At 72.2% G+C, this 24554-nt stretch carries 24 protein-coding genes; 12 read left to right on the plus strand and 12 right to left on the minus strand.

The features are described from left to right. Window positions 1–39 precede the first annotated feature (39 nt). The 3 genes from AB0F38_RS18505 to AB0F38_RS18515 form a co-directional block, all read right to left on the minus strand. The gene (locus tag AB0F38_RS18505; protein ID WP_361893949.1) at window positions 40–1482 is read right to left on the minus strand and encodes an ABC transporter permease; all 1443 of its coding nucleotides are present in this window, start codon (window positions 1480–1482) and stop codon (window positions 40–42) included. 153 nt (window positions 1483–1635) lie between these two features. Beyond that, window positions 1636–2907: an Ig-like domain-containing protein gene (locus AB0F38_RS18510; RefSeq protein ID WP_361893952.1), complete on the minus strand. Its 1272-nt coding sequence runs from the start codon at window positions 2905–2907 to the stop codon at window positions 1636–1638. Window positions 2908–3086: 179 nt separating this feature from the next. After that, a complete protein-coding gene (locus tag AB0F38_RS18515) occupies window positions 3087–3485 on the minus strand; it encodes a hypothetical protein (RefSeq protein WP_361893955.1) in 399 nt (132 codons plus the stop codon). Window positions 3486–3593: 108 nt separating this feature from the next. On the opposite strand from AB0F38_RS18515, the gene AB0F38_RS18520 reads away from it, so the two are divergent. Continuing rightward, the gene (locus AB0F38_RS18520) at window positions 3594–3914 is read left to right on the plus strand and encodes a hypothetical protein (RefSeq protein WP_361893957.1); all 321 of its coding nucleotides are present in this window, start codon (window positions 3594–3596) and stop codon (window positions 3912–3914) included. A gap of 66 nt (window positions 3915–3980) precedes the next feature. Here the strand turns inward: AB0F38_RS18520 and hutH are convergent, their stop codons facing one another. The 5 genes from hutH to AB0F38_RS18545 all read right to left on the minus strand — a co-directional run bounded on the left by hutH (window position 3981) and on the right by AB0F38_RS18545 (window position 10072). Further along, window positions 3981–5531, minus strand: coding sequence for a histidine ammonia-lyase (gene hutH, locus AB0F38_RS18525; protein WP_361893959.1), 1551 nt, complete (start codon window positions 5529–5531; stop codon window positions 3981–3983). Window positions 5532–5594: 63 nt separating this feature from the next. Next, a complete protein-coding gene (locus tag AB0F38_RS18530; RefSeq protein ID WP_361893962.1) occupies window positions 5595–6761 on the minus strand; it encodes a GGDEF domain-containing protein in 1167 nt (388 codons plus the stop codon). A 73-nt stretch (window positions 6762–6834) separates the two neighbouring features. Next, on the minus strand, window positions 6835–7647 hold the full coding sequence (locus AB0F38_RS18535) for an enoyl-CoA hydratase-related protein (RefSeq protein WP_361893965.1): 813 nt from the start codon (window positions 7645–7647) through the stop codon (window positions 6835–6837). 201 nt (window positions 7648–7848) lie between these two features. Next, entirely contained in the window at window positions 7849–9057 is a 1209-nt protein-coding gene (locus AB0F38_RS18540) for an adenylate/guanylate cyclase domain-containing protein (RefSeq protein ID WP_361893968.1), read from the minus strand. A 151-nt stretch (window positions 9058–9208) separates the two neighbouring features. Next, window positions 9209–10072: a biotin--[acetyl-CoA-carboxylase] ligase gene (locus AB0F38_RS18545; RefSeq protein ID WP_361893971.1), complete on the minus strand. Its 864-nt coding sequence runs from the start codon at window positions 10070–10072 to the stop codon at window positions 9209–9211. 16 nt (window positions 10073–10088) lie between these two features. On the opposite strand from AB0F38_RS18545, the gene AB0F38_RS18550 reads away from it, so the two are divergent. The 5 genes from AB0F38_RS18550 to AB0F38_RS18570 all read left to right on the plus strand — a co-directional run bounded on the left by AB0F38_RS18550 (window position 10089) and on the right by AB0F38_RS18570 (window position 12962). Further along, entirely contained in the window at window positions 10089–10223 is a 135-nt protein-coding gene (locus AB0F38_RS18550; RefSeq protein WP_361893974.1) for a hypothetical protein, read from the plus strand. A 22-nt stretch (window positions 10224–10245) separates the two neighbouring features. Then, window positions 10246–11826 (plus strand): acyl-CoA carboxylase subunit beta, encoded by a 1581-nt coding sequence (locus AB0F38_RS18555; protein WP_361893977.1) that lies wholly within the window; start codon window positions 10246–10248, stop codon window positions 11824–11826. A gap of 15 nt (window positions 11827–11841) precedes the next feature. Then, window positions 11842–12048 carry an acyl-CoA carboxylase epsilon subunit gene (locus tag AB0F38_RS18560; protein ID WP_361893980.1) on the plus strand — a complete coding sequence of 69 codons (207 nt, stop codon included), beginning with the start codon at window positions 11842–11844 and terminating at the stop codon, window positions 12046–12048. An 83-nt stretch (window positions 12049–12131) separates the two neighbouring features. Then, window positions 12132–12260 carry a hypothetical protein gene (locus AB0F38_RS18565; protein WP_014047983.1) on the plus strand — a complete coding sequence of 43 codons (129 nt, stop codon included), beginning with the start codon at window positions 12132–12134 and terminating at the stop codon, window positions 12258–12260. Window positions 12261–12350: 90 nt separating this feature from the next. Next, entirely contained in the window at window positions 12351–12962 is a 612-nt protein-coding gene (locus AB0F38_RS18570) for a nucleoside triphosphate pyrophosphatase (RefSeq protein ID WP_361893983.1), read from the plus strand. A 12-nt stretch (window positions 12963–12974) separates the two neighbouring features. Here AB0F38_RS18570 and AB0F38_RS18575 read toward each other — a convergent pair whose 3' ends face one another. Then, complete coding sequence (locus tag AB0F38_RS18575; protein ID WP_361893986.1) at window positions 12975–13439, minus strand: hypothetical protein; 465 nt, start codon at window positions 13437–13439, stop codon at window positions 12975–12977. Window positions 13440–13861: 422 nt separating this feature from the next. Between AB0F38_RS18575 and AB0F38_RS18580 the strand changes: the two genes are divergently transcribed. Both AB0F38_RS18580 and AB0F38_RS18585 read left to right on the plus strand, forming a co-directional pair. Continuing rightward, the gene (locus tag AB0F38_RS18580; RefSeq protein ID WP_361893989.1) at window positions 13862–15616 is read left to right on the plus strand and encodes a biotin carboxylase N-terminal domain-containing protein; all 1755 of its coding nucleotides are present in this window, start codon (window positions 13862–13864) and stop codon (window positions 15614–15616) included. A gap of 108 nt (window positions 15617–15724) precedes the next feature. Next, complete coding sequence (locus tag AB0F38_RS18585) at window positions 15725–16321, plus strand: helix-turn-helix domain-containing protein (RefSeq protein ID WP_361893992.1); 597 nt, start codon at window positions 15725–15727, stop codon at window positions 16319–16321. Window positions 16322–16421: 100 nt separating this feature from the next. Here the strand turns inward: AB0F38_RS18585 and AB0F38_RS18590 are convergent, their stop codons facing one another. Next, window positions 16422–17396 (minus strand): DeoR/GlpR family DNA-binding transcription regulator, encoded by a 975-nt coding sequence (locus AB0F38_RS18590; RefSeq protein WP_361893995.1) that lies wholly within the window; start codon window positions 17394–17396, stop codon window positions 16422–16424. Between the two features lie 212 nt (window positions 17397–17608). Continuing rightward, entirely contained in the window at window positions 17609–19048 is a 1440-nt protein-coding gene (locus tag AB0F38_RS18595; protein ID WP_361893998.1) for an NAD(P)H-quinone dehydrogenase, read from the minus strand. Between the two features lie 251 nt (window positions 19049–19299). Between AB0F38_RS18595 and AB0F38_RS18600 the strand changes: the two genes are divergently transcribed. The 3 genes from AB0F38_RS18600 (at window position 19300) to AB0F38_RS18610 (ending at window position 22401) form a co-directional block, all read left to right on the plus strand. After that, on the plus strand, window positions 19300–19737 hold the full coding sequence (locus tag AB0F38_RS18600; protein WP_028439081.1) for a gamma-glutamylcyclotransferase: 438 nt from the start codon (window positions 19300–19302) through the stop codon (window positions 19735–19737). Between the two features lie 102 nt (window positions 19738–19839). Further along, a complete protein-coding gene (locus AB0F38_RS18605) occupies window positions 19840–20664 on the plus strand; it encodes a purine-nucleoside phosphorylase (RefSeq protein ID WP_361894001.1) in 825 nt (274 codons plus the stop codon). A gap of 96 nt (window positions 20665–20760) precedes the next feature. Next, window positions 20761–22401, plus strand: coding sequence for a phospho-sugar mutase (locus AB0F38_RS18610; protein WP_361894003.1), 1641 nt, complete (start codon window positions 20761–20763; stop codon window positions 22399–22401). 389 nt (window positions 22402–22790) lie between these two features. Here the strand turns inward: AB0F38_RS18610 and AB0F38_RS18615 are convergent, their stop codons facing one another. Beyond that, on the minus strand, window positions 22791–23429 hold the full coding sequence (locus AB0F38_RS18615; RefSeq protein ID WP_361894005.1) for a PH domain-containing protein: 639 nt from the start codon (window positions 23427–23429) through the stop codon (window positions 22791–22793). A 136-nt stretch (window positions 23430–23565) separates the two neighbouring features. On the opposite strand from AB0F38_RS18615, the gene deoC reads away from it, so the two are divergent. Then, window positions 23566–24552, plus strand: coding sequence for a deoxyribose-phosphate aldolase (gene deoC / locus AB0F38_RS18620; RefSeq protein WP_361894008.1), 987 nt, complete (start codon window positions 23566–23568; stop codon window positions 24550–24552). Window positions 24553–24554: the final 2 nt, after the last annotated feature.

Consider the following 24554-nt stretch of genomic DNA (forward strand, 5'->3'; position numbering starts at 1 on the left):
CGGCCCGTGCGGGGTCCCGGGCGCTGCCCGGGTACGGCGCTACTCGACGCGGCGCAGGGCGTCGGCCGGGCGCAGCCGGGAGGCCCGCCAGCCGCCGAAGGCACCCGCGACGAGTCCGCCCGTCACCGCCAGGGCCACGGCGGTCAGGATCGTGGTGAGGGAGACCGGGGCGGTCAGCGCGATGTCGAGGGTCCTGGCCGCGGTCTGGCGGCCGGGGCCGCCGCCACCCATCGGGGCGCCGCCGCCGGAGGAGCCGAGCTGGGCGGTGAGGGTGGGGCTGACGGCGGTCACGGCGTACGCGCCGGCGAGACCGACGGCGATGCCGAGGACACCGCCCACGAGGCCGTTGACGAGCGCCTCACCGATGACCTGGCGGGTGACCCGGCCGCTCTTCCAGCCGAGCGCCTTGAGGGTGCCGAACTCCCGTACACGGCGGCTGACCGCCGAGGAGGTGAGCAGGCCCGCGACGAGGAAGGCGGCGGTCAGGACGGCGACGGAGAGCCACTTGCCGACGCTGGAGGCCAGGTCGGAGGCGGTGGAGAGGGAGCCGGAGACCGTGTCGGCGAGGTCGGCGGAGGTGGTGACCGTCGTGCCGGGGATGTTCTTCCGGATGGCGGCCTTGACGGTGTCGATCTGCTGCGAGTCCGCGGCCTTGACGTAGACCGTGGTGATCTTGTCCTCGGAGCCGGCGACGGTCTGCGCCTGCTTCAGCGGGATGTAGACGTCGGCGGCGGCGTCTGCGCTGTCCGCCGTCGAGATGCCGACGATCGTGTACGTGGTGCCGGAGATCGTGACGGCCTTGTCGAGCGCGAGTTCCTTCTCCTCGGCGTACGCGGCGTCGACGACCGCCACCTCGGCGTCGGTCTCGGTGGACGTGAACGTACGGCCCTCGGTGATCGTCGAGGAGGTCAGCGGACCGAGGTCCAGCCGGGTGACGTCGGTGCCGTACACGGTGAAGGAGTTGACGTCGAAGGAGGCGCCGCCGCCCTGGACCTCGCCCTGCGGCTGCCCGCTGCCGCCGCGAGGTCCGCCCTGGGCCGCCGCTCCCTCCTCGGTGGACTGCTCGGACTCGCCGCGCTGGAACCGACCGTCGACCTTCATGACGGTCAGGCTCAGTCCGCCGACGGCGTCCGCGACGCCGCCCTGCCGGCCGACCGTGCCGACGGTGCTGGAGGCGAGCGTCCGGAAACCCTGGACCATGACCCGGTCGGCGCTCTGGGTCGCCTCGTCGTCGTCCTTGGCGTCGAACTCGAACCGGGGCCGTTCGGTGCCGGACCCCTGGGCGGCGGCGGCCTTGGTCACCGTCATGTCCGTACCGAGGCCGTACAGCGATTGGAGGACCTTGTCCTGGGCCTTGCTCATGCCCGAGGAGACCGAGCTGACGATGATGACGAGCGCAATGCCGAGGGCGAGCCCCGAGGCGACGACGAGCGCCGCCTTTCTGCGGCGGCGCAGCTCGCGCCGGAGGTAGGTGAGGAACATGGCGTGAAGGTATGGAGCGGGCGTGATGAGGGGTTGAGTCTGCGATGAGAGCTGGATGAGAACCCTGCGGGCCCGCATACGCCGAAGGCGGCGGCACCCGGTGGAACGGGGTGCCGCCGCCTTCGGAACGGGGGATGGGGCTCGGTTACGGGATCAGGCCTCGGACCCGGCCGTCCACTCCGACCAGCTCATGTTCCAGCCGTTGAGGCCGTTGTCCGGGGCGATGGTCTTGTCCGGGGAGTTCTTGACGACGACCACGTCGCCGATCATGGAGTTGTTGTAGAACCAGGCACCGGCCGTGCCCGGGTCGTCGGCGCCCTTCGTGTCGGACAGGCCGACGCAGCCGTGGCTGGTGTTGGCGCTGCCGAAGATCGACTTGGCGCCCCAGTAGTTGCCGTGGATGAAGGTGCCCGACGTGGACAGCCGCATGGCGTGCGGCACGTCCTTGATGTCGTACTCGCCCTTGCCGTCGTCGTCCGTGAAGCCGACCGTCGCACCGTCCATGCGGGTCTCCTTGAACTTCTCGGAGATCACCATCGCGCCGTTGTACGTCGGGTTGTCCGACGAACCGGCGGAGATCGGGATGGTCTTGATCGTCTTGCCGTCCTGGGTGACGGTCATCGTCTTCGCCTTGGCGTCCACGGTGGAGACCTGGTTGCGGCCGACCTTGAAGGTGACCGTCTTCTGCTGCACGCCCACGACGCCGTCGGCGCCCTCGACGCCGTCCAGAGCCAGCTTCAGCGTGACGGTGGAGCCGCCCTGCCAGTAGTCCTCGGGCCGCAGGTCCAGGCGCTGGGCGTTGAACCAGTGGCCGACGACCTCCTGGCCGCTGCTCGACGTCACGGTGATGCCGTCCTGGACGGCCTTCTTGTTCGTGATCGCCTTGTTGAAGTTGATCGAGACGGGCATGCCCACGCCGACGGTGGAACCGTCCTCGGGCGTGAAGTTCCCGATGAAGCTGTTCTCGGGCGAGACCGTGGTGAAGGAGCTGTTGGCGTGTGCCTCGCGCCCCTCGGAGTCGGCCGCCGTCGCGCTGATCTTGTACGTGGTCGAGCGCTCCAGCTGCCCGGTGGGCTTCCAGCTGGAGCCGTCGGCGGCGAGGGTGCCCTCGACGGCCTCTCCGGCCGACGTGGTCATCGTGACCTCGGTCAGCTTGCCCTTGGCCACGGTGACCTTGGCGGCGTTGTTGATGCTCGCGTTGCTCGCACCGTTCTTCGGCGTGATCGTTATCTGCGCCTCGGAGGCGTCCTTGGCCGCCGCCTCGTCCACCTGGGCCTGCGACGACTTCGAGCTGTCGGCGCTCGCACTCCCCGTGCCACCGCCGTCGCTGCAGGCCGAAAGCACCAGCACGCCGCCGAGCAGTGCGGACGCGGCCGTGAGGCCCCTGCGGCGCCGCTTGCTGTCCGTCATCACACGCTTCTCCATCGTTGCCGAATCCCCAAATCCCCGGACGGGGCCGCCGGATGACGATCCCCCGTCAATGTTCCAAGAACACCCTCTGCGGGTCTTCCGTTCCACGTCCGTCGAATATGTGGGGAACACCACTCATCGACGCGTCCGCGACCGCGGCGGTTCCCGCCGCCCGGAAGGCCTGCCGGACCGTGTCAGCGTTCCGTTCCGCCGCCCTCCTCGTCACCCGTCTCATTGTCCTCGATCCCGTAGTAGGCCTCGTCGTCGTCCTCCCCGGCCACCCAGTCGCCGGCATCGGGGTCGTAGTCGATCGTCTCGCTGCTCCAGGAGGCCTGGGCGAGCTCCACCCCGGGCACCTGGCCCACCAGGTCGAAGGGGTCGATGAGCGACGCGAGGGCCTCCGCACCGTCTTCCCTGACCGTCTCCTCGGCATGCGTACGTTCCTCGGCGGACTCGTCGGCCGCGGTGCCCGAGGCCGTGAAATCGGCGGCGATGCTCTCGAGCGCCGTGCCGGTCAGGGCATCGGCGTCGGTGATCCGCAGCACCATCTCCACGCGAAGCCGAACAAATCCGGTTGTCTCTGAAGTGCTCATACGCCGGAGCGTAAGGCTCCCGGGACCTGCGGGTTTCCTCCGACCCGCTGCTTTGCTTAGCATCGGTCCACGGGGCTAACTGATGGTTGTCGCAAGGGGATCGATTCTGTGTCCATCGCTCGTCGCACGCTGCTGACCACCACAGCGGCAGGCACCCTGCTCTGTGCTCTCTGGTTCGTCCCCTCCGCCAACGCGACGGACGGAACAGAGCCGCGGAGTGGTTCCACCGGCTCGGCCGCCGGCTCCACGGCCCAGGCCCGACAGGCCCGTTCCACCGGGGAGATCGTCCCGCAGGAGACGCTCGCCGACACCGGTGCCGGGGTGGACACCACCCCGTACCTGATCGGCGGTACGGCCTTCCTGGGCCTCGGCGCGGGATTCGTCGCCTATTCGGTACACCGGGGCGGCACGCTGAGCACCGGTTTCTGACGTACGTTCAAGGGAGGAGGGCCGTCGCATCCGTGCGGCGGCCCTCTTCCCTTGCGGTCGTACGGGTCAGGCCAGGGGGCCGGTCACGCTCTCCGCGGCCGCGACGAGCCTCCCCTCCCGGACGAAGGCGTCGGCGGCGGCCAGGTCGGGCGAGAGGAAGCGGTCGGGTCCAGGCCCCTGGACGCCGGCGGCCCGCAGCGCCTCGATGACGGCCAGCGAGGCGGGCGCGGGGGTCAGGCCCTCGGCGGCCCGCAGTTCGACGGCGCGGGTGGCCGCGTACAGCTCGACGGCGATGATCCGCGCCAGGTCGGCCACGGCCGTACGGAGTTTGCGCGCGGCGGACCAGCCCATGGAGACGTGGTCCTCCTGCATGGCGGAGGACGGGATCGAGTCGACGGAGGCCGGGACCGCGAGCCGCTTCAGCTCGCTGACCAGGGCGGCCTGCGTGTACTGGGCGATCATGAGCCCGGAGTCGACCCCGGCGTCGTCGGCGAGGAACGGCGGCAGCCCGTGCGAACGGTTCTTGTCCAGGAGCCGGTCCGTACGGCGCTCGGTGATCGACCCGAGGTCGGCGGCCACGATCGCCAGGAAGTCGAGAACGTAGGCGACGGGGGCGCCGTGGAAGTTCCCGTTGGACTCCACACGCCCGTCGGGCAGGACGACGGGGTTGTCGACGGCGGAGGCCAGCTCGCGCTCGGCGACGAGCTCCCCGTGCGCGAGGGTGTCGCGCCCGGCACCGTTGACCTGGGGGGCGCAGCGTACGGAGTAGGCGTCCTGGACGCGCGGGGCCTCGTCCTGGTGGTGGCCCGTGAGGCCGGACCCGGCCAGGAACCGCAGCATGTTGTCGGCGGAGGCGCCCTGGCCGGGGTGGGGCCGGATGGCATGGAGCTCCGGGGCCAGGACCTTGTCCGTGCCGAGGAGGGCCTCCAGGGAGAGCGCGGCGGTGATGTCGGCGCCCGTGTAGAGGTTCCTGAGGTCCGCGAGGGCCATCACGAGCATGCCGAGCATGCCGTCGGTGCCGTTGAGGAGGGCGAGGCCCTCCTTCTCACGCAGTTCGACGGGCGTGATGCCGTGCGCCGCGAGGAGCTCACCGGCGGGGCGTACGACCCCGTCGGGACCCTCCGCGTCGCCCTCGCCCATGAGGGTCAGGGCGCAGTGCGACAGCGGGGCCAGGTCACCGGAGCAGCCGAGCGAGCCGAACTCGTGGACGACGGGGGTGATGCCCGCGTTGAGCACGTCGGCCATGGTCTGTGCGACCAGGGGGCGCACGCCGGTGCGGCCGGAGGCGACGGTCTTCAGCCGCAGGAACATCAGCGCCCGCACGACCTCGCGCTCGACCCGGGGGCCCATGCCCGCCGCGTGCGAGCGGACGATGTTGCGCTGCAGCTGTGCCCGGAGATCCGGGCTGATGTGCCGGCTGGCGAGGGCGCCGAAACCGGTCGAGACGCCGTAGACCGGCTCGGGCTTGGCGGCGAGCGCGTCGACGATCCCGCGGGCGGCGGCCAGGGCGTCGACGGCGGCGGCGGAGAGCTCGACCCGGGCACCCCGGCGGGCCACGGCGATGACGTCCTCGGCGGTGGTACCGGACGTCCCCACCACGACTGTATGCATATCCATATTCAGAAGCCTACGGACTGAAACCCAACATGTCACCAGGTCGCGCGGTCCCTTGCCGCTCGGTCACCGCGCGTCCGGAGGCACGTTGCCGCGCAGTCCGCGCCGGTCGTGCGGGGAACCGGGCGGATGGTCCGCGAGCCGGAGCACCTCGCCGTCCCGCCCCGCCACCACCGGATTCCTGGAGTGCGCCGCCTTCGCGCGGTACTGGGCGGCGTCCGCCAGCCGGAAGAGCCTGCGCGCGGACCGCAGGGGGCCGATGTCGTCGCCGGTCGAGGCGACCCCGCAGGCAACCCCGTCGCCGAACTCCAGGGCGACGGCCCGTGCGCACAGCTCCTCGGCCACCCGGACCACGTCGTCCGCCGCGGGCCCCTCGGTCAGCAGGCAGAACTCGTCGCCGCCGAGCCGCGCCGCGAGGGCGTCGGGGAGCATCGCGCCGCAGAGCGACAGCACGGAGCCGAATCGTTCCAGCAGACGGTCGCCGACCGCGTGGCCATGGGTGTCGTTGACCGCCTTGAGGCCGTTCAGATCGCAGACGACCAGGCTGACCACGATCCCCTCGGTACGGTGCCGCTCCACCGCCTCGTCGAGCCGGATGTCGACGGCGCGGCGGTTCGCGAGCCCGGTCAGCGGGTCGGTGAAGGCCAGCTTGCGGACCTCCTCCAGCCGCTCGGTCTGGGCGAGGCCCGCCGCGACGACGGCGGCCAGCACGGTCGCGAAGTCCGCGTCGTCCCGGTCGAAGACCGGCGCCCCCGCCGGACGCGCCACGTACAGCTCGCCCCAGGCCCGCCCGTGCATCACGATCGGGGCCACAACGCAGCAGCCCCGACCGCGCCGCCGCAGGGCCGCGACCCGCTGGTGGCAGTAAGGCCTGGCCCCCCGGGCCGGGGCCCCGGCCCCCGGAGCGCCGTCGGCGGTCTCCACCCAGGCGTCCGGCTCGCCGCCGCCCGCCCACCGCTCGTGCAGGAATTCGGTGATCTCCGGGAACTGGTGGACGGGGTAGGCCTCCTCGTCGGGGAATTCCTCCTCCCCCTCGGCCCGCTCCCCCGCGTTCACCAGGACCCGCAGCCTGCCCCGGTCCCGCTCCCACACGGAGAGAGCGGCGAAGCTGCCTCCCAGCGCCTCGCCCACCCCGCGCGCCGCCGCCAGCCACGACTCGCGCGGGGTGCAGGCCGCCGCCATCGTCTGCGCGAGCGACACCACGGCCCGCAGCCGCCCATCAACACCAGCCATCGTCCCAGCTTAGGGAGGTTCATGACGTTCTGATCAGTCGGCGGCGCTGATGATCCTCACGGCGTGCGGTGGCTCACTCGCCGGGCCAGCTCGGCTTCCGCTTCTCGTTGAACGCGGCCACGCCCTCGGCCCGGTCCCCGGAGAAGGCGACCGACCGCCAGGCCGCGTCCTCGACCTCCAGCCCGGCACGCAGGTCCAGTCCCTGCCCGAGCCGCAGGGCCCGCTTCGCGGCCCGCAGGCCCACCGGGGAGTTGGCGGCGATCCGGCCGCCGAGCGCCAGCGCCTCCTCCCGGTCCCGGCCCGCCTCGACCAGCTCGTCGACCAGGCCCAGCTCGCGGGCCTCGGCCGCCTCCACCCGGCGCGCGGTGAAGACCAGCTCGGCGGCGCGTGCCGCACCGACCCGGCGCGGCAGCAGCTGCGTACCGCCGCCGCCCGGGATGACGCCGACGGACACCTCGGGCAGCCCCACGACGGCCGTACGGTCGGCCACGATCACGTCGCAGGCCAGCGCCAGCTCGAAGCCGCCGCCGAGGGCGAAGCCGTGCACGGCGGCGACGACCGGCATCGGCAGTTCGAGCACCCCGGTGTACGCGGCCCGCGCGGTGGGCCGCTGCCGGACCAGCTCGGCGTCGGTGAAGGAGTTCCGCTCCTTCAGGTCCGCACCCACGCAGAAGGCCCGCTCGTGGCTGGAGGTGAGCACGGTGACGCGCACCCCCTGGTCGGCGCCGAGCGCGGCGCAGGCGGTCCCGATCGAGCGGGCCATGTCGGTGGACACGGCATTCATCGCCTTGGGCCGGTCGAGCACCAGCTCGGCCACGTGCTCCAGGCCCTCGTGCCGCCGCACGACGACGAACTCCCCGAACCGCTGCTCCGACGTGACGGTCATGCTGCACCCCTCCGGTTGACGAGCGTTACCGAGGGATCCTAGGTGCCCGCCCCACCCCACGGGCCTCCAGCCCACACCCCGGCCCGCCCGAGGCGCACCCGCCGGGCCCGCCCGGCCCGCACACACGAGCCCGCCCGGCGATCGAGGGCCGGGGATCCGGGGCGGAGCCCACGGCTCAGGGGCAGCAGCCCGCCGCCCCGCTCACCGCGGCCCCCGCCGCGCCAGCAGCCACGGCTCCACGACCCCGAGCCCCCGCACCGGCCGCTGCCACATCGGCTGCAGCCCGAAGCGGTACGTGGGCAGCGGGGCCTCCTCGACCCGCCGGCCCTCCTTCTCGGCCAGCCGGGCGCGCTCCGCCGCCGCCGCGACCTCCTCGGCGGCCTGCGCCTCGGACGCGGGCGCGTCCCCGGTCCGCGTCAGCTCCTGGGCGAACGAACCGTCGACCAGCACGGCGTCCTTCGGCGCTATCGAGGTGAGCCGGCTGGCCAGGTTCACCGTCGTACCGAAGACGTCCCCCATGCGGGTGGTGACCGTGCCGAACGCGATGCCGACCCGCAGGGCGGGCATCGTGGTGTCCTGGGCCATCGCCTCGACCAGCCGGAGCGCTATCTCGCCCGCCGTGCCCGCGTCGTCCGCGGCGAAGAGGACCTCGTCGCCGAGCGTCTTGATGAGCCGCCCGCCATGGGCGGCGACCAGGTCGGCTGCGGTCGTCTCGAAGGCCTCGACCAGCTCGCCGAGCTCCTCTTCCTCCAGCCGCCGGGTCAGCCGGGTGAAGCCGACCAGGTCGGCGAAGCCCACGGCGAGCCGCCGGTCGACCATCTCCTCGTCGTCCCCGGTCTGCACGACCCGGCCCGTGGCGGCGGCCAGCTGGCGCCGCCACACGTACACCAGGAATTCCTGCAGCTCGGGCAGGAGCAGCTCGATCAGCGGATATGTGACCTCGGTGCGGGTCATGCCGGGCTCGGGGGGCTCGGTCAGCCCCGCCAGGAAGGAGTCGATCTGCCACTCCGCGAGCCGGGAGGTGGTCTGCCCGGTCGACCGGGCCACCTGGATCGCCATCGGCTCGCTGAGCAGCCCGGCCTCCACCAGACCGGCGAGGCGGCGCAGCGCCAGCACATCGGCCTCGGTGAGCGCCTTGGCCTGCCCGATGTCTGCGAAGCCCATGGCCCGCCAGAACCGGGACGCCAGGTCCATGGAGACCCCGGCGGTCTTGGCCGCCTGGAAGGGCGTGTAGCGGCGGTCGGCACCCAGGATCAGGGCCTCCAGCCGGATGGCGAGCGGGTCGTCGGTCGGCTCGGCCGTGTGGTCGACCTCGTGATGCGGTGTCGAGTGGACCGATGGTCCGGACGGGGGCTCCGCACCGTCGGCGGAGTCCGTGTCGTCACCGGAGTTCGTGTCGTCGACGGTCACCGGCCGCCTCCTGCCCGTTCCCTGGCCACTGCCCTGCCGATCTGTTGCTGGATCGCCTCAACGATACGGCAGGTGTGCCCTGGCTCACGTCTCCGGTTGCCCGGACCGGGTGCGCCATGGGTGACATCACCCGCCCCGGGGCCTGCCCCGATCAGGTCAGTCCGCCCTCGGTCCCGCGCAGATGCACGATGTCCCCGGCCGAGACCGGCTCCTGGAGCCCGTCACCGGTGGCCAGGACCAGCCGGCCGTCGCCGTCGATCGCGACGGCCTCGCCGACGACGGACCGGTCGCCCGGCAGCTCGGCCCGCACCGTGCGGTCGAGCGTGGCGCAGCCCGCCGCGTAGGCCTCCTGGAGGCCGCTCGCGGCGGCGTCGCCGCCGGTCTCACGCCACCGCCCGTACCACTGCTCCAGCGAGCGCAGGACGGCCCTCAGCAGCGTTTCGCGGTCGGTGGAGACGGCCCCGGCCAGGACCAGCGAACCCGCGTGGGGGGTGGGCAGCTCGGCCGCGCGCAGCGAGACGTTGAGGCCCATGCCGATGACGACGCCGTCGCCGGCACGCTCGGCGAGGATGCCGCCGGTCTTGCGTTCCGTGCCGTCGATGGTCACCAGGAGGTCGTTGGGCCATTTCAGTGCCATGTCGACGCCCGCCGACTGCGCGAGCCCCGTGGCGGCGGCGACACCGGCCAGCAGGGGCAGCCAGCCCCAGCGCTCGGCGGGTACGTCACCGGGGGTCAGGTAGACCGAGAGGAAGAGGCCCGAGCGGGGCGGGGCCGTCCAGCTCCGCTCCAGCCGCCCCCGGCCCGCGGTCTGCTCCTCGGCGACCAGCACCGTGCCCTCGGCCAGCCCGGCGGCCCGGGCCGCGAGGTCGGAATTGGTGGATCCGGTCGACTCGACGACGTCGAGCGAGCTCCACAGCCCGCCCGGCTTCAGCAGCCCGCGCCGCAGCGCCGCGACGTTCAGGGGCGGCCTGTCGAGGTCCGACCAGCGGTTGTGGGGCGCATCCGGAGGTGTCATACAACCCACATTAGGTGTGGCCAACGACGCACTGCCGAACCGTATCGCCGCCGATACGCTACGGATCAGTAGCAACACCGCCGACGAGCCGCTGGCCGTCGAGCACGTATGGGTCCAGCACCTCTACTGGATGTACCAGCCGTCCCCGTGACCAGGCAGGGAGCCGCCACCCGATGTCCGAGCCGCAGAGCGACATCCACACGACCGCGGGAAAGATCGCGGACCTGCAGCGCCGTATTGACGAGGCCACACACGCAGGTTCCGCACGCGCCGTCGAAAAGCAGCACGCCAAGGGCAAGTTGACCGCCCGCGAGCGCGTCGACCTCCTGCTCGACGAAGGTTCCTTCGTGGAGCTCGACGAGTTCGCACGGCACCGCTCGACCAACTTCGGCATCGAGAAGAACCGCCCGTACGGGGACGGTGTCGTCACCGGTTACGGCACGGTCGACGGCCGTCCCGTCTGCGTGTACTCGCAGGACTTCACGATCTTCGGCGGCTCGCTGGGCGAGGTCTACGGCGAGAAGATCGTGAAGGTCATGGACTTCGCGATGAAGACCGGCTGCCCGGTCATCGGCATCAACGACGGCGGCGGCGCCCGCATCCAGGAGGGCGTGGCCGCCCTCGGCCTGTTCGCCGAGATCTTCCGCCGCAACGTCCACGCCTCGGGTGTCGTCCCGCAGATCTCGCTGATCGTCGGACCGTGCGCGGGCGGCGCGGTCTACTCCCCCGCGATCACCGACTTCACGGTCATGGTCGACCAGACCTCGCACATGTTCATCACCGGGCCCGACGTCATCAAGACCGTCACCGGTGAGGACGTCGGCTTCGAGGAGCTGGGCGGCGCCCGCACGCACAACACCACCTCCGGTGTGGCGCACCACATGGCGGGCGACGAGAAGGACGCCGTCGAGTACGTCAAGTCCCTGCTGTCCTACCTCCCGTCGAACAACCTCTCGGAGGCTCCGGCCTTCCCGGAGGAGGCCGACCTGGAGACCACGGACGAGGACCGCGAGCTCGACTCCCTCATCCCGGACTCGGCGAACCAGCCGTACGACATGCACACCGCGATCGAGCACGTGCTCGACGACGGCGAGTTCCTGGAGACGCAGGCACTGTTCGCGCCCAACATCATCACCGGCTTCGGCCGCGTCGAGGGCTACCCGGTCGGCATCGTCGCGAACCAGCCGATGCAGTTCGCCGGCTGTCTGGACATCGACGCCAGCGAGAAGGCCGCACGCTTCGTGCGGACGTGCGACGCGTTCAACGTGCCGGTCCTGACCTTCGTGGACGTCCCCGGCTTCCTGCCGGGTGTCGACCAGGAGTACGGCGGCATCATCCGCCGCGGCGCCAAGCTGATCTACGCCTACGCGGAGGCGACCGTCCCGCTGATCACGGTCATCACCCGCAAGGCCTTCGGCGGCGCGTACGACGTCATGGGATCCAAGCACCTGGGCGCCGACCTGAACCTGGCCTGGCCGACCGCGCAGATCGCGGTGATGGGCGCGCAGGGCGCGGTGAACATCCTGCACCGCCGCACCATCGCCGCCGCCGACGACCCGGAGGCCGCCCGTGCCGAGCTGATGGCCGACTACGAGGACGCCCTGCTCAACCCGTACGTCGCGGCCGAGCGGGGTTACGTCGACGCGGTGATCATGCCGTCCGACACCCGGGCGCATCTCGTGAAGGGGCTGCGCCAGCTGCGCACGAAGCGCGAGTCGCTGCCGCCGAAGAAGCACGGCAACATCCCCCTCTAACCACCGGGAGCCACCATGATCAAGGTCGTACGGGGCAATCCGACCCCGGAGGAGCTGGCCGCCGCCCTGGCGGTGGTGCGGGCGCGGGCGGCGGCTGTCGCCGCCGTGCCGTCCGGAGCTCCGCTGCCGCCCGAACAGTGGTCGGACCCCGGCCGTATCGCCCGCCTCGGGACGCAGCGTCCGGGCCCCCGGTCCTGGGCGCGGACGTACTGGCCGGTGTGACGGGAAGCGCTGAGTGGCACGGCTGCGGCGCCTGAGTACGCGTACTCAGGCGCCGCAGCCGTGCCCGGAGCACCATCGGATCCATGCTGTGGTCCGATCCCGAGAACAAGCCGCCGAAGGAACTGCGCGACGCCCAGGACATGATGCGTCGCGCGGGACTGCTGCTCGCGCTCGCCATGGTCGTGGCGATGTTCGTCCTGGGCATCCGCTGAGTCCTGGGCGCCCTCGCCGGGTCCGTCGCGTCCGCCAGGCCCGGGGCGCATGGGCTCCGCGGGTCAGGAGGCCTCCCGGGCCCTTCTACGATGGCCGGTATGACTGATCAGCGCCGCCTCGTGCTCGCCTCCGCCTCCCCCGCCCGTCTCGGCCTGCTGCGCCAGGCGGGATTCGCCCCCGAGGTGATCGTCAGCGGCGTGGACGAGGACGCGCTCACCGCTCCGACGCCCGCGGCGCTCGCGCTCGTCCTGGCCGAGGCCAAGGCCGCCGCCGTGGCGGCACGCCCGGAGGCCGCCGGCGCCCTGGTCATCGGCTGCGACTCGGTGCTCGAACTGGACGGCGAGGCGCTCGGCAAGCCCGCCGACAGCGAGGAGGCCACCACACGCTGGAAGTCCATGCGCGGTCGCGCGGGCGTCCTGCGGACGGGCCACAGCGTGATCGACACGGCGACCGGCCGCACGGCGTCGGCGACGGCGTCCACGACCGTGCGGTTCGGCGAGCCGACCGACGCCGAGGTGGCGGCGTACGTCGCGTCGGGCGAGCCCCTCCATGTGGCCGGAGCGTTCACCCTGGACGGCCGCTCGGCGCCCTTCGTCGACGCGATCGAGGGCGATCACGGCAACGTCATCGGGCTCTCGCTGCCGCTGCTGCGCCGGCTGCTCGGCGAACTGGAGATCTCGGTCACCGAGTTGTGGGTCTGAGCGGACGGCGCGTCAGGCAGGTGCCGGGGCTCCGGCTTCGGCACCGCCACCGGGCCCGTCCTCGCCGGGTGCCTCCGCGCCCGGCTCGCTCCGCCCGTACGTCACCAGGGTCAGCACGATCAGTGCCAGGACGGCCATCATGACGGCGAACGCCGTCCAGCCGACCAGCCCCACCGCCAGCGCGCCGAACACCCCGTGCACCACCGCGCACCCGATGAGGGCGATCCTGCCGAACCGGCCCGGTGACCGGTCACGTATGCCGGCCAGCAGGGGTATCAGGCCGCACAGCAGCAGCAGGACGCCGGAGGCGACGCCCATCACCCAGGTGCCGGTGGACATGACGCCCGGATCCATACCGGCCAGTGACATGTTCTGGTTGTCGACGACCGCCGAGAGGACGGCGTGGACGAGCACGATGCCCGCGGCCTCCCCGAACAGCACGATCGCGGTCACGACGGCCACTGATCTGCGCACCACGGCGCCCACCCCCTGTTACCTGCAGTACGTCCGGTACAGCGCGGACCCTACTAACGGGTAATGCTTCGTACAAGAGGTTGCGCCCCCCTGTGCGACCCGCGCACCCTCTCCGCTCGACTTCCACGCCGGGATCGCGTCGGGCTCGCGTCCGCCTCGTGTCCGAGGCAAAGATTCCCTCGGCCGTTCGTAGGGACTCCACAAAGAAACGCCGCGCGGCGTTGACCGTACGAACAGAGACTTGGACCACACCTCGTGGCTACTGTGCGGTTAAGGATCCCGGCGTACCGTGGTGCGACTAGGGATTTCGCGACTCGAGCAAGCCTCGAATCACACTCCGTGTGGGCAAGTTCACCATTGGGGACGGGTCGTACGTCCGTGTCGGTAGTCCCTAAACTCAGCTTGTTCTCAAGGAGGGAGTCATCGTGCGCAAGGTGCTCATCGCCAACCGTGGCGAAATCGCTGTCCGCGTTGCTCGGGCTTGCCAGGATGCCGGAATTGCGAGCGTAGCCGTCTACGCCGATCCGGACCGGGACGCTCTGCATGTCCGCGCGGCCGACGAGGCGTTCGCTCTGGGCGGTGACACCCCGGCCGCCAGCTACCTGGACATGGCCAAGGTGCTCCAGGCTGCCAAGGACTCGGGGGCGGACGCGATCCACCCCGGCTACGGCTTCCTCTCGGAAAACGCCGAGTTCGCCCAGGCCGTGCTGGACGCGGGTCTGACCTGGATCGGTCCGCCGCCGCAGGCCATTCGCGACCTGGGTGACAAGGTGGCGGCCCGTCACATCGCGCAGCGCGCCGGCGCCCCGCTGGTGGCCGGCACGCCGGACCCGGTGAGCGGTTCCGCCGAGGTCGTGCGGTTCGCCGAGGAGAACGGCATGCCGATCGCGATCAAGGCCGCCTTCGGTGGCGGTGGCCGCGGCCTGAAGGTGGCCCGCACGCTGGAGGAGATCCCGGAGCTGTACGACTCCGCGGTCCGCGAGGCCGTCGCGGCCTTCGGCCGGGGCGAGTGCTTCGTGGAGCGCTACCTGGACAAGCCGCGGCACGTGGAGACCCAGTGCCTGGCCGACTCCCACGGCAACGTGGTCGTCGTCTCCACCCGTGACTGCTCCCTGCAGCGCCGTCACCAGAAGCTGGTCGAGGAGGCCCCGGCGCCGTTCCTCTCCGAGGAGCAGAACGCCGAGCTCTACGCGGCGTCCAAGGCGATCCTGAAGGAAGCCGGTTACGTCGGCGCGGGCACCGTGGAGTTCCTGGTCGGCGTGGACGGCACGATCTCCTTCCTGGAGGTCAACACGCGCCTGCAGGTGGAGCACCCGGTCACCGAAGAGGTCACCGGCATCGACCTCGTGCGCGAGATGTTCCGGATCGCGGACGGGGAGGAGCTCGGTTACGGCGACCCGGCCGTGCGCGGGCACTCGTTCGAATTCCGGATCAACGGCGAGGACCCGGGCCGCGGTTTCCTTCCGGCCCCCGGCACCGTCACCACGTTCGCCCCGCCGACCGGCCCCGGTGTCCGGCTGGACGCGGGCGTCGAGAGCGGTTCGGTCATCGGCCCGGCGTGGGACTCCCTGCTGGCCAAGCTGATCGTGACCGGTGCGACGCGTGAGCAGGCGCTGCAGCGCGCGGCCCGTGCGCTGGCTGAGTTCAACGTCGAGGGCATGGCGACGGCCATCCCGTTCCACCGCGCGGTCGTCGTCGACCCGGCCTTCACCGCGGACCCGTTCCGGGTGCACACCCGCTGGATCGAGACGGAGTTCGTCAACGAGATCAAGCCGTTCACCGTCCCCACGGACGTGGACGCGGACGAGGAGACCGGGCGCGAGACGGTCGTCGTCGAGGTCGGCGGCAAGCGCCTGGAGGTCTCCCTGCCCTCCTCGCTCGGCATGAGCCTGGCGCGCACGGGCCTGGCGGCCGGAGCGAAGCCGAAGCGCCGCGCGGCGAAGAAGGCCGGCTCCGCGGCCTCGGGCGACACCCTCGCCTCCCCGATGCAGGGCACGATCGTCAAGATCGCGGTCGAGGAGGGCCAGGAGGTCAAGGAGGGCGACCTCGTCGTCGTCCTGGAGGCCATGAAGATGGAGCAGCCGCTCAACGCGCACCGCTCCGGCACGGTCAAGGGCCTGTCCGCGGAGGTCGGCACGTCGGTCTCGTCCGGTGCCGTGATCTGCGAGATCAAGGACTGACGCCCGTCGCTTCCCGAGGGCCCCGGCCCTGTCCGCGCACCTTGGCGCCGACAGGGCCGGGGCCCTCGGTGGCATCCTGGACCCGAGCGGACACCAGGAGGCAGCGCGATGGCGATGAGCACGGCACGGACACCGGCCCGGCCGATGCGCGCCGACGCGCGCCGCAACTACGACCGGCTGCTGAGCGAGGCCCGGGCATCGTTCGCGGAGCACGGGACGGATGCCCCGCTGGAGGACATCGCCCGGCACGCGGGGGTGGGCATCGGGACGCTGTACCGCCACTTCCCGAACCGGCACGCGCTGATGAACGCGGTGTTCCAGGAGGCCCTGGCCTCACTGCTCACCCGCTCCCGCGACCTGGCGGAGGCGGAGCGGCCGTGCGCGGCGCTGGTGGAGTGGCTGGGTGCGATCGTCACTCATGCGGGTGAGTACCGCGGCCTGGCCCGAGCACTCATGTCGGCCTCGGGTGACGAGACCTCGGCGCTGACGCAGTGCCACGTGCCGCTGCGTCAGGCGGGGTCACGGCTGCTGGCGCGGGCGCAGTCGAGCGGTTCGGTGCGGGCTGACGTCTCGATCGACGACCTGCTGCAACTGACGAACGCGATCGCCCTGGCCGCGGAACAGTCCCCCTCGGACCCGGAACTGGCCGACCGCCTGCTGCTCCTGACACTCCAGGGCCTGAAGGCCGACCGACCGGGGAGCTGACCGACCGGCCCGGCCGCATCGAGCCGCTCCGGCGATCGAGGAGCGGGATCCGGGGCGGAACCCCGCATACCGGCCCCGCCCGGCATGCGGCGCCGCACTCCTACCGTCGCCGCAGATCCGCGACCCGCCCCCGTTCCGCCGGCCCCTCGGCGAGCGCCGCCGCACTCCGCAGCTGCGGGCCGAGGCCTCCCGCCCCCCCGTGCCCGCCCGGCTGGGTGCGCCGCTGGCCGGGCAGCGGCATCTCCCTCCGCGGCCGGTGCCCCGGACCGCTGTCACCGCCCGCGGACTCCGCTTCCGGCCCGGCCACCGTGATCTCCACGCCCTGGTCCGCCAGAGCCTGCAGCTCCGTGGCCGCACGCTCGTCGTGGACCGGCGGCCCGTCCGTCACCAGGCGGGTGATCAGCTCCGTCGGCACCGTCTGGAACATGGTGTCGGAGCCGAGCTTGGTGTGGTCCGCCAGGACCACCACCTCCGCCGCGGCCTGCACCAGCGCCCGGTCGACGCTCGCGGAGAGCATGTTGGAGGTGGACAGCCCGCGTTCCGCGGTCAGCCCGCTCCCGGAGAGGAACGCCCGCGACACCCGCAGCCCCTGGAGGGACTGCTCGGCCCCGCTGCCCACGAGCGCGTAGTTGCTCCCGCGCAGGGTGCCTCCGGTCATCACCACCTCCACCCGGTTGGCATGGGCCAGCGCCTGGGCGACCAGCAGCGAGTTGGTGACCACGGTCAGACCGGGAACACGCGCGAGCCGGCGGGCCAGCTCCTGCGTGGTCGTCCCGGCGCCGACCACGATGGCCTCGCCCTCGCCGACGAGACCCGCGGCCACATCGGCGATGGCCGTCTTCTCCGCGGTGGAGAGATGGGATTTCTGCGGAAAGCCGGACTCCCGCGTGAGACCGCCCGGCAAGACCGCACCGCCATGCCGGCGGTCGAGGAGTCCTTCTGCCTCCAGCGCACGCACGTCCCGCCGTACGGTCACTTCGGAGGTCTGGACGACGCGGGCGAGCTCACGGAGCGATACCGCCCCGTTGGCGCGCACCATTTCGAGGATCAACTGACGACGTTCTGCAGCGAACACGAAACTGACAGTAACCTGGCCGTAGGTTCCTTTTCAGCAGTTTGCACCGAATAACAGAAGTTGTACGCAGACGGGGCCTCCCAGTGATATAGGAGACCCCGTCGTCGTTCACGTGGTGTTCACGAGCCGTCGTCCGGCCGCTCAGGCGTCACGCGGGACCGGCCGAGCGGCCCTGGTCCGCCGGGGCTCACCGGTGGCCCTGCGCCCCTCGGTCACGCCTCGCCGGTGCGCTTACGGGTGTGCAACTGCCGGGCGACTTCGGCGATCGACCCGGACAGGGACGGGTACACGGTGAACGCGTTCGCGATCTGTTCCACCGTCAGGTTGTTGTCGACCGCTATCGAGATCGGGTGGATCAGCTCACTGGCCCGCGGCGCGACGACACAGCCGCCGACCACGATGCCGGTGCCGGGCCGACAGAAGATCTTGACGAAACCGTCCCGGATGCCCAGCATCTTGGCGCGCGGGTTGCGCAGCAGCGGAAGCTTCACGACACGGGCGTCGATCTTGCCGGCGTCGACGTCGGCCTGGCTGTAGCCGACCGTGGCGATCTCGGGGTCGGTGAAGACGTTCGAGGAGACGGTCTTCAGGTCCAGCGGGGCCACCGCGTCGCCGAGGAAGTGGTACATCGCGATCCGGCCCTGCATCGCGGCGACCGAGGCCAGGGCGAAAACCCCGGTGACGTCGCCGGCCGCGTACACCCCGGGGGCGCTGGTGCGGGAGACCCGGTCGGTGCGGATGTGGCCGGAGTCCTTGAGCTGGACCCCGGACTCCTCCAGGCCCATGCCCGCGGTGTTCGGGATCGCGCCGACGGCCATCAGGCAGTGCGACCCGGAGATGACCCGGCCGTCGGCCAGCGTGACCTCGACGCGGTCGCCGACGCGCTTGGCGGACTGGGCCCGGGAGCGGGCCATGACGTTCATGCCGCGGCGCCGGAAGACGTCCTCCAGGACGGCGGCCGCGTCCGGGTCCTCGCCGGGCAGCACCCGGTCGCGGGAGGAGACGAGGGTGACGCGTGAGCCGAGGGCCTGGTAGGCACCGGCGAACTCGGCGCCGGTCACACCCGAACCGACCACGATGAGCTCCTCGGGAAGCTCGTTCAGGTCGTACACCTGGGTCCAGTTCAGGATGCGCTCGCCGTCGGGCTGGGCGTCCGGGATCTCCCGGGGGCGGCCGCCGGTGGCGATCAGCACCGCGTCGGCGGTGAGCCGCTCCTCGGCGCCGTCGGCGGTGGTCACCACGACCTGGCGGGAGCCGTCGGCGGCCTGGAGGCCTTCGAGACGGCCGCGCCCGCGCATGACCCGCGCACCGGCACGGGTGACGGAGGCGGTGATGTCGTGGGACTGGGCGAGGGCCAGACGCTTGACGCGCCGGTTGACCTTGCCGAGGTCCACGCCGACCACCCGGGCAGCCTGCTCCAGGTAGGGCGTGTCGTCGGCGACGATGATGCCGAGCTCCTCGTACGAGGAGTCGAAGGTGGTCATCACCTCGGCCGTCGCGATCAGGGTCTTCGAGGGAACACAGTCGGTGAGGACCGACGCGCCGCCGAGGCCGTCGCAGTCGACGACGGTCACCTCCGCGCCGAGCTGGGCGCCCACCAGTGCCGCCTCGTAGCCGCCGGGGCCGCCGCCGATGATCACGATCCGGGTCACGAAAAGTCCGCCTCGCGTGGTGTCATCCCGCGGCCGTCTGCCGCCCCGGCCGGGGGTCCGGGGGATCGCCCCGGGGAATGCAGTACGTAATTCATTGTCCCGCACGCGCCGATCCCCCTCGCCCCGGGGCCCTCCATACGGGAACGCGCCCGCCCCGACCAGGGCACCGGCCCCCGCGCGGGGGCCCGGCCCGGGGCTTCCTCACCCGAAGAATCGGCACGCCCCCCGTCACCTCCCGTACCCTCGACCCCATGTCGCTCTACGCCGCGTACGCCGGCAACCTCGACGCGCGGCTGATGACGCGCCGCGCTCCGCATTCCCCGCTGCGCGGCACGGGCTGGCTCAACGGCTGGCGGCTGACGTTCGGCGGGGAGCAGATGGGCTGGGAGGGCGCGCTGGCCACCGTGGTGGAGGCGCCCCGTTCGCAGGTCTTCGTCGCGCTGTACGACCTGGCGCCGATGGACGAGGACTCGATGGACCGCTGGGAGGGTGTCGGACTCGACATCTACCGGCGGATGCGCGTGCGCGTGCACACCCTGGACGGCGAGGAACCGGCCTGGATGTACGTGCTGAACGGCTACGAGGGCGGGCTGCCATCGGCCCGCTACCTGGGCGAGGTGGCGGACGCCGCCGAGTCCGCGGGAGCGCCCCACGACTACGTGATGGGGCTCCGCAAGCGCCCCTGCTGAGACTCCCCCGCGTCGCTTCTGTACGAAAGTACGTATACGACAGGCCGGACTCCGCACCCGCACATCTACGCGCGTAGGGAATCACCGGTTACCCTCATCCGCGTGAACGCATCTGTTATTCCGGACCACATCCAGGGCGACCCCCAGGCCGCCGCTGCCGACGCCGCCGCCCGCCTGCGCGAGCTGACCGGTGCCGAGACCCATGACGTCGCTCTCGTGATGGGCTCCGGGTGGGCTCCCGCCGGCGAGGCGCTCGGCGCCCCGGAAGCCGAGTTCCCGGTGACCGCGCTGCCCGGGTTCCCGGCTCCCGCCGTGGAGGGACACGGCGGGACGATCCGCTCGTACCGGATCGGCGAGAAGCGCGCCCTGGTCTTCCTCGGCCGCACGCACTTCTACGAGGGCCGCGGCGTCGCCGCCGTCGCGCACGGCGTCCGTACGGCCGTCGCCGCGGGCTGCAGGACCGTCGTCCTGACGAACGGCTGCGGCGGCCTGCGCGAGGGCATGCGCCCCGGACAGCCGGTGCTCATCAGCGACCACATCAACCTCACGGCGGCGTCACCGATCATCGGCGCCAACTTCGTCGACCTGACCGACCTGTACTCGCCGCGGCTGCGCGCGCTGTGCAAGGAGATCGACGAGACGCTCGAAGAGGGCGTGTACGTGCAGTTCCCCGGCCCGCACTACGAGACGCCGGCCGAGATCAACATGGTCCGCGTCCTCGGCGGCGACCTCGTCGGCATGTCCACCGTGCTGGAGGCCATCGCGGCGCGTGAGGCGGGGGCCGAGGTCCTCGGCATCTCCCTGGTCACGAACCTGGCTGCCGGACTGAGCGGCGAACCCCTCAACCACGAGGAGGTCCTCCGGGCCGGCCGCGACTCCGCCACCCGGATGGGCGCTCTGCTGGCCCGGGTGCTGGACCGCATCTGAGCGCCGGGTGACGGGGTGCGGCCCGCGGCGGCCCGCTCCCTCCACCCCCGGCCCGCTCCCGCACCCACCCACCCGTACCCCCGAGAGGCGGACACCGTGCAGCAGGACCTCATCGCCCGTGCCAGGACCTGGCTGGCCGAGGACCCGGACCCCGAGACCCGCGAGGAACTGGCCGGGCTCATCGACGCCGCGGACCTCGGCGCGCTGGAGGACCGCTTCGCGGGCACGCTCCAGTTCGGCACGGCCGGTCTGCGCGGCGAGATCGGCGCCGGGCCGATGCGGATGAACCGCTCCGTCGTCATCCGTGCCGCCGCCGGCCTGGCCGCGTACCTGAAGGCGCGGGGACGGTCCGGCCGACTCGTCGTCATCGGCTACGACGCCCGCTACAAGTCGGCCGAGTTCGCGCGGGACACCGCGGCCGTGATGACCGGTGCGGGACTGCGCGCGGCGGTCCTCCCCCGCCCGCTGCCGACCCCCGTCCTCGCGTACGCCATACGGCATCTGGGGGCCGTCGCGGGTGTGGAGGTCACGGCCAGCCACAACCCGCCGCGCGACAACGGCTACAAGGTCTATCTCGGCGACGGTTCGCAGATCGTGCCCCCGGCCGACGCGGAGATCGCCGCCGCGATCGCGGCGGTCGGCCCGCTCGACGGCGTACCGCGCCCGGAGTCGGGCTGGGAGACCCTCGGCGACGAGGTCCTGGCCGCCTACCTCGCCCGGACGGACGCCGTCCTCAGCCCGGGCTCCCCGCGCACCGCGCGCACGGTCTACACCGCCCTGCACGGCGTCGGCACCTCCGTCCTGACGGCGGCCTTCGCCCGGGCGGGCTTCCCGGAGCCGGTGCTCGTGGCAGAGCAGGCGGACCCGGACCCGGCGTTCCCCACCGTGGCCTTCCCCAATCCGGAAGAGCCCGGCGCCATGGATCTCGCCTTCGCGACCGCGCGCCGGGCGGCCCCGGACCTCGTCATCGCCAACGACCCGGACGCCGACCGCTGTGCCGTCGCCGTCCCCGACCCGTCGGCCGCGGACGGCTGGCGGATGCTGCGCGGCGACGAGGTCGGCGCGCTGCTCGCCGCCCACCTGGTGTCCCGGGGTGTCACCGGGGTCCTCGCCGAGTCGATCGTGTCGTCGTCCCTGCTCGGCCGGATCGCCGAGCAGGCCGGTCTGGGCTACGAGGAGACGCTGACGGGCTTCAAGTGGATCGCCCGCGTCGAGGGCCTGCGCTACGGGTACGAGGAGGCGCTGGGCTACTGCGTCGACCCGGAGGGCGTACGCGACAAGGACGGCATCACGGCCGCCCTGCTGGTCGCGGAGCTGGCCTCCGTGCTCAAGGAGAAGGGCCGCACCCTGCTCGACCTGCTCGACGACCTCGCCGTCGAACACGGCCTGCACGCCACGGACCAGCTGTCGGTCCGGGTCGAGGACCTCTCGGTCATCGCGAACGCCATGCGCCGTCTGCGCGAGAACCCCCCGGCCTCGCTGGCGGGCCTCGCCGTCACCTCGGCCGAGGACCTTTCGCGGGGGACGGAGCTCCTGCCGCCCACCGACGGGCTGCGCTACCACCTCACGGGCGCCCGGGTGATCGTCCGCCCGAGCGGCACCGAGCCGAAGCTCAAGTGCTACCTGGAGGTCGTCGTACCGGTCGCCTCGGCGGACGCGCTGCCCGCGGCGCGGGAGCGGGCCGCGGACCTGCTGGCCGGCATCAAGCGGGACCTGGCGCAGGCCGCGGGGATCTGACGCCCGCCTGTGCGGCGGGGCGCTCCGGCGACCCACCGCACAGGCGCGTCAGTCCGGCGGACCACGGCCACCACGGTCATCAGGACCGGCGGCGCGAACCACCGGGGCCCCACCGCGCGGCGCACCGGAGGAGCCGCGGTGATGAGCAGGGCGACGCGCTGAAGCCGATGGTCGGCGTGCAGGCGAGCTGGATCCCGGTGGGGGCGGCCTCGTCCCCCGGGTACGACGGCCGGATGCCGGCCGCCGAGAAGCAGGAGTACGCCGCCGACAGGTGCAGGATCACCAGCGGTACGCCCGTGACCCGGCGCGGACAGCCCTCGTCGTCCGTCCCGGGCCGGGGTGCGGAGCCGGTGGGTCCGGTGCGGTCGAGCCTCTTGACGAGGGCCCGCTCAGCCGATGGCCAGCAGCACCACGAGCAGCGCCGCACCGATGACGGCCGGGGCGATGATCTCGTACGCCCAGCGCACCGACGCCGTGGTCGCGCCCTGATCCGCGCGCCGGCCGGCGCGCTCGGCCAGCTCCCGCAGCTCGCCCACCGCCTGGTCCGCGGCGGCGGCGCGGGCGTGGGTGTCACGGACGTCGGCGTGCGCGGAGGTGCGGCCGTACGGGTCGTCGTGCGCCTCCTGGGTGGCCTTGCGCGCCGCCCGCTTGCGCTCGCGCAGCGACACGGGCACCGCCCACAGCTGGTACTTCTTGCCGTCCTGGGTGAACAGCTCGCTGGAGTACGAGGCCCGGACGTCGGCGACGTCGGTCCAGGGCAGCACGATCGTCCGGAACGGGTTGCGGATGCGGATGCGCTCCTCGCCGGCGAACACCGCGGGCCGCAGCGTGAACGCCACGATCAGCGGGATCAGGGTCAGCAGCGCGGCCAGCGCCTGCCACGGCACCCACCCGCTGCCCCGGAACACCGCGTCGCCGCCGATCCAGCCGACCAGCAGGATCAGCAGCGCGCCGCTGACCAGCCCGGCGACCGACCGGAAGGTCCGGTCGGCGTAGGCGGGCTCGGCGGGGGGTGTGGGGCTCGTCATGCTCCCGATTCTGCCTGACGGGCGCGGGCGGTGGCGGGGCGCCCGCCCCGGAGCCTCGCCCGGTCTGCGGGAGGCGCGGAATCGGGGAGGGGCCTGTACAGGTCGCTACGCGCGTAGATATGCTCAGGTGGTGACCATGCCCACCACTGCACCTTCTCCCGAGCTCTCAGATGCGTTCGAGCGGGGAGGGACCCTCCTCGCCGGCGCGACGGCGTCCGACAGTGCGCTGCGCCGCTTCCTGCACGGCCTGCCCGGCGTCGACACCGTCGGCCTCGAAGCGCGTGCCGCCTCTCTCGGTACCCGTTCGATCAAGACGACCGCCAAGGCGTACGCGATCGATCTCGCCATCTCGATGATCGACCTGACGACGCTGGAAGGCGCGGACACCCCGGGCAAGGTCCGGGCTCTGGCCGCGAAGGCCGTCAACCCCGACCCGACCGACCGCACCAGCCCGCGCACCGCCGCGGTCTGCGTCTACCCCGACATGGTGGCGACCGCCGCCGCGGCGCTGGCCGGCTCCGGGGTGAAGGTGGCGTCCGTCGCGACGGCCTTCCCCGCCGGGCGTGCCGCGCTGGACGTCAAGCTCGCGGACGTCCGCGACGCCGTGGCGGCCGGGGCCGACGAGATCGACATGGTGATCGACCGCGGCGCCTTCCTCTCCGGCCGCTATCTGAAGGTGTACGAGGAGATCCTCGCCGTGAAGGCCGAGTGCGGCCGGGCCCGGCTGAAGGTCATCTTCGAGACCGGCGAGCTGTCCACGTACGACAACATCCGGCGGGCCTCCTGGCTCGGGATGCTGGCGGGCGCGGACTTCATCAAGACGTCGACCGGCAAGGTCGCGACCAACGCCACCCCGGCGAACACCCTGCTGATGCTGGAGGCCGTGCGCGACTTCCGGGAGCAGACCGGCGTGCAGATCGGTGTGAAGCCCGCAGGCGGCATCCGCACCTCCAAGGACGCGATCAAGTTCCTGGTCCTGGTGAACGAGACCGCGGGCGAGGACTGGCTGGACAACCACTGGTTCCGCTTCGGCGCCTCCAGCCTTCTGAACGATTTGCTGATGCAGCGCCAGAAGCTCAGCACCGGCCGTTACTCCGGCCCCGATTACGTGACGGTGGACTGATC

Origin of the sequence: Streptomyces sp. NPDC025273 (genome assembly GCF_040638585.1) — a bacterium.
GTDB classification, from domain to species: Bacteria; Actinomycetota; Actinomycetes; order Streptomycetales; family Streptomycetaceae; genus Streptomyces; species Streptomyces cinereorectus.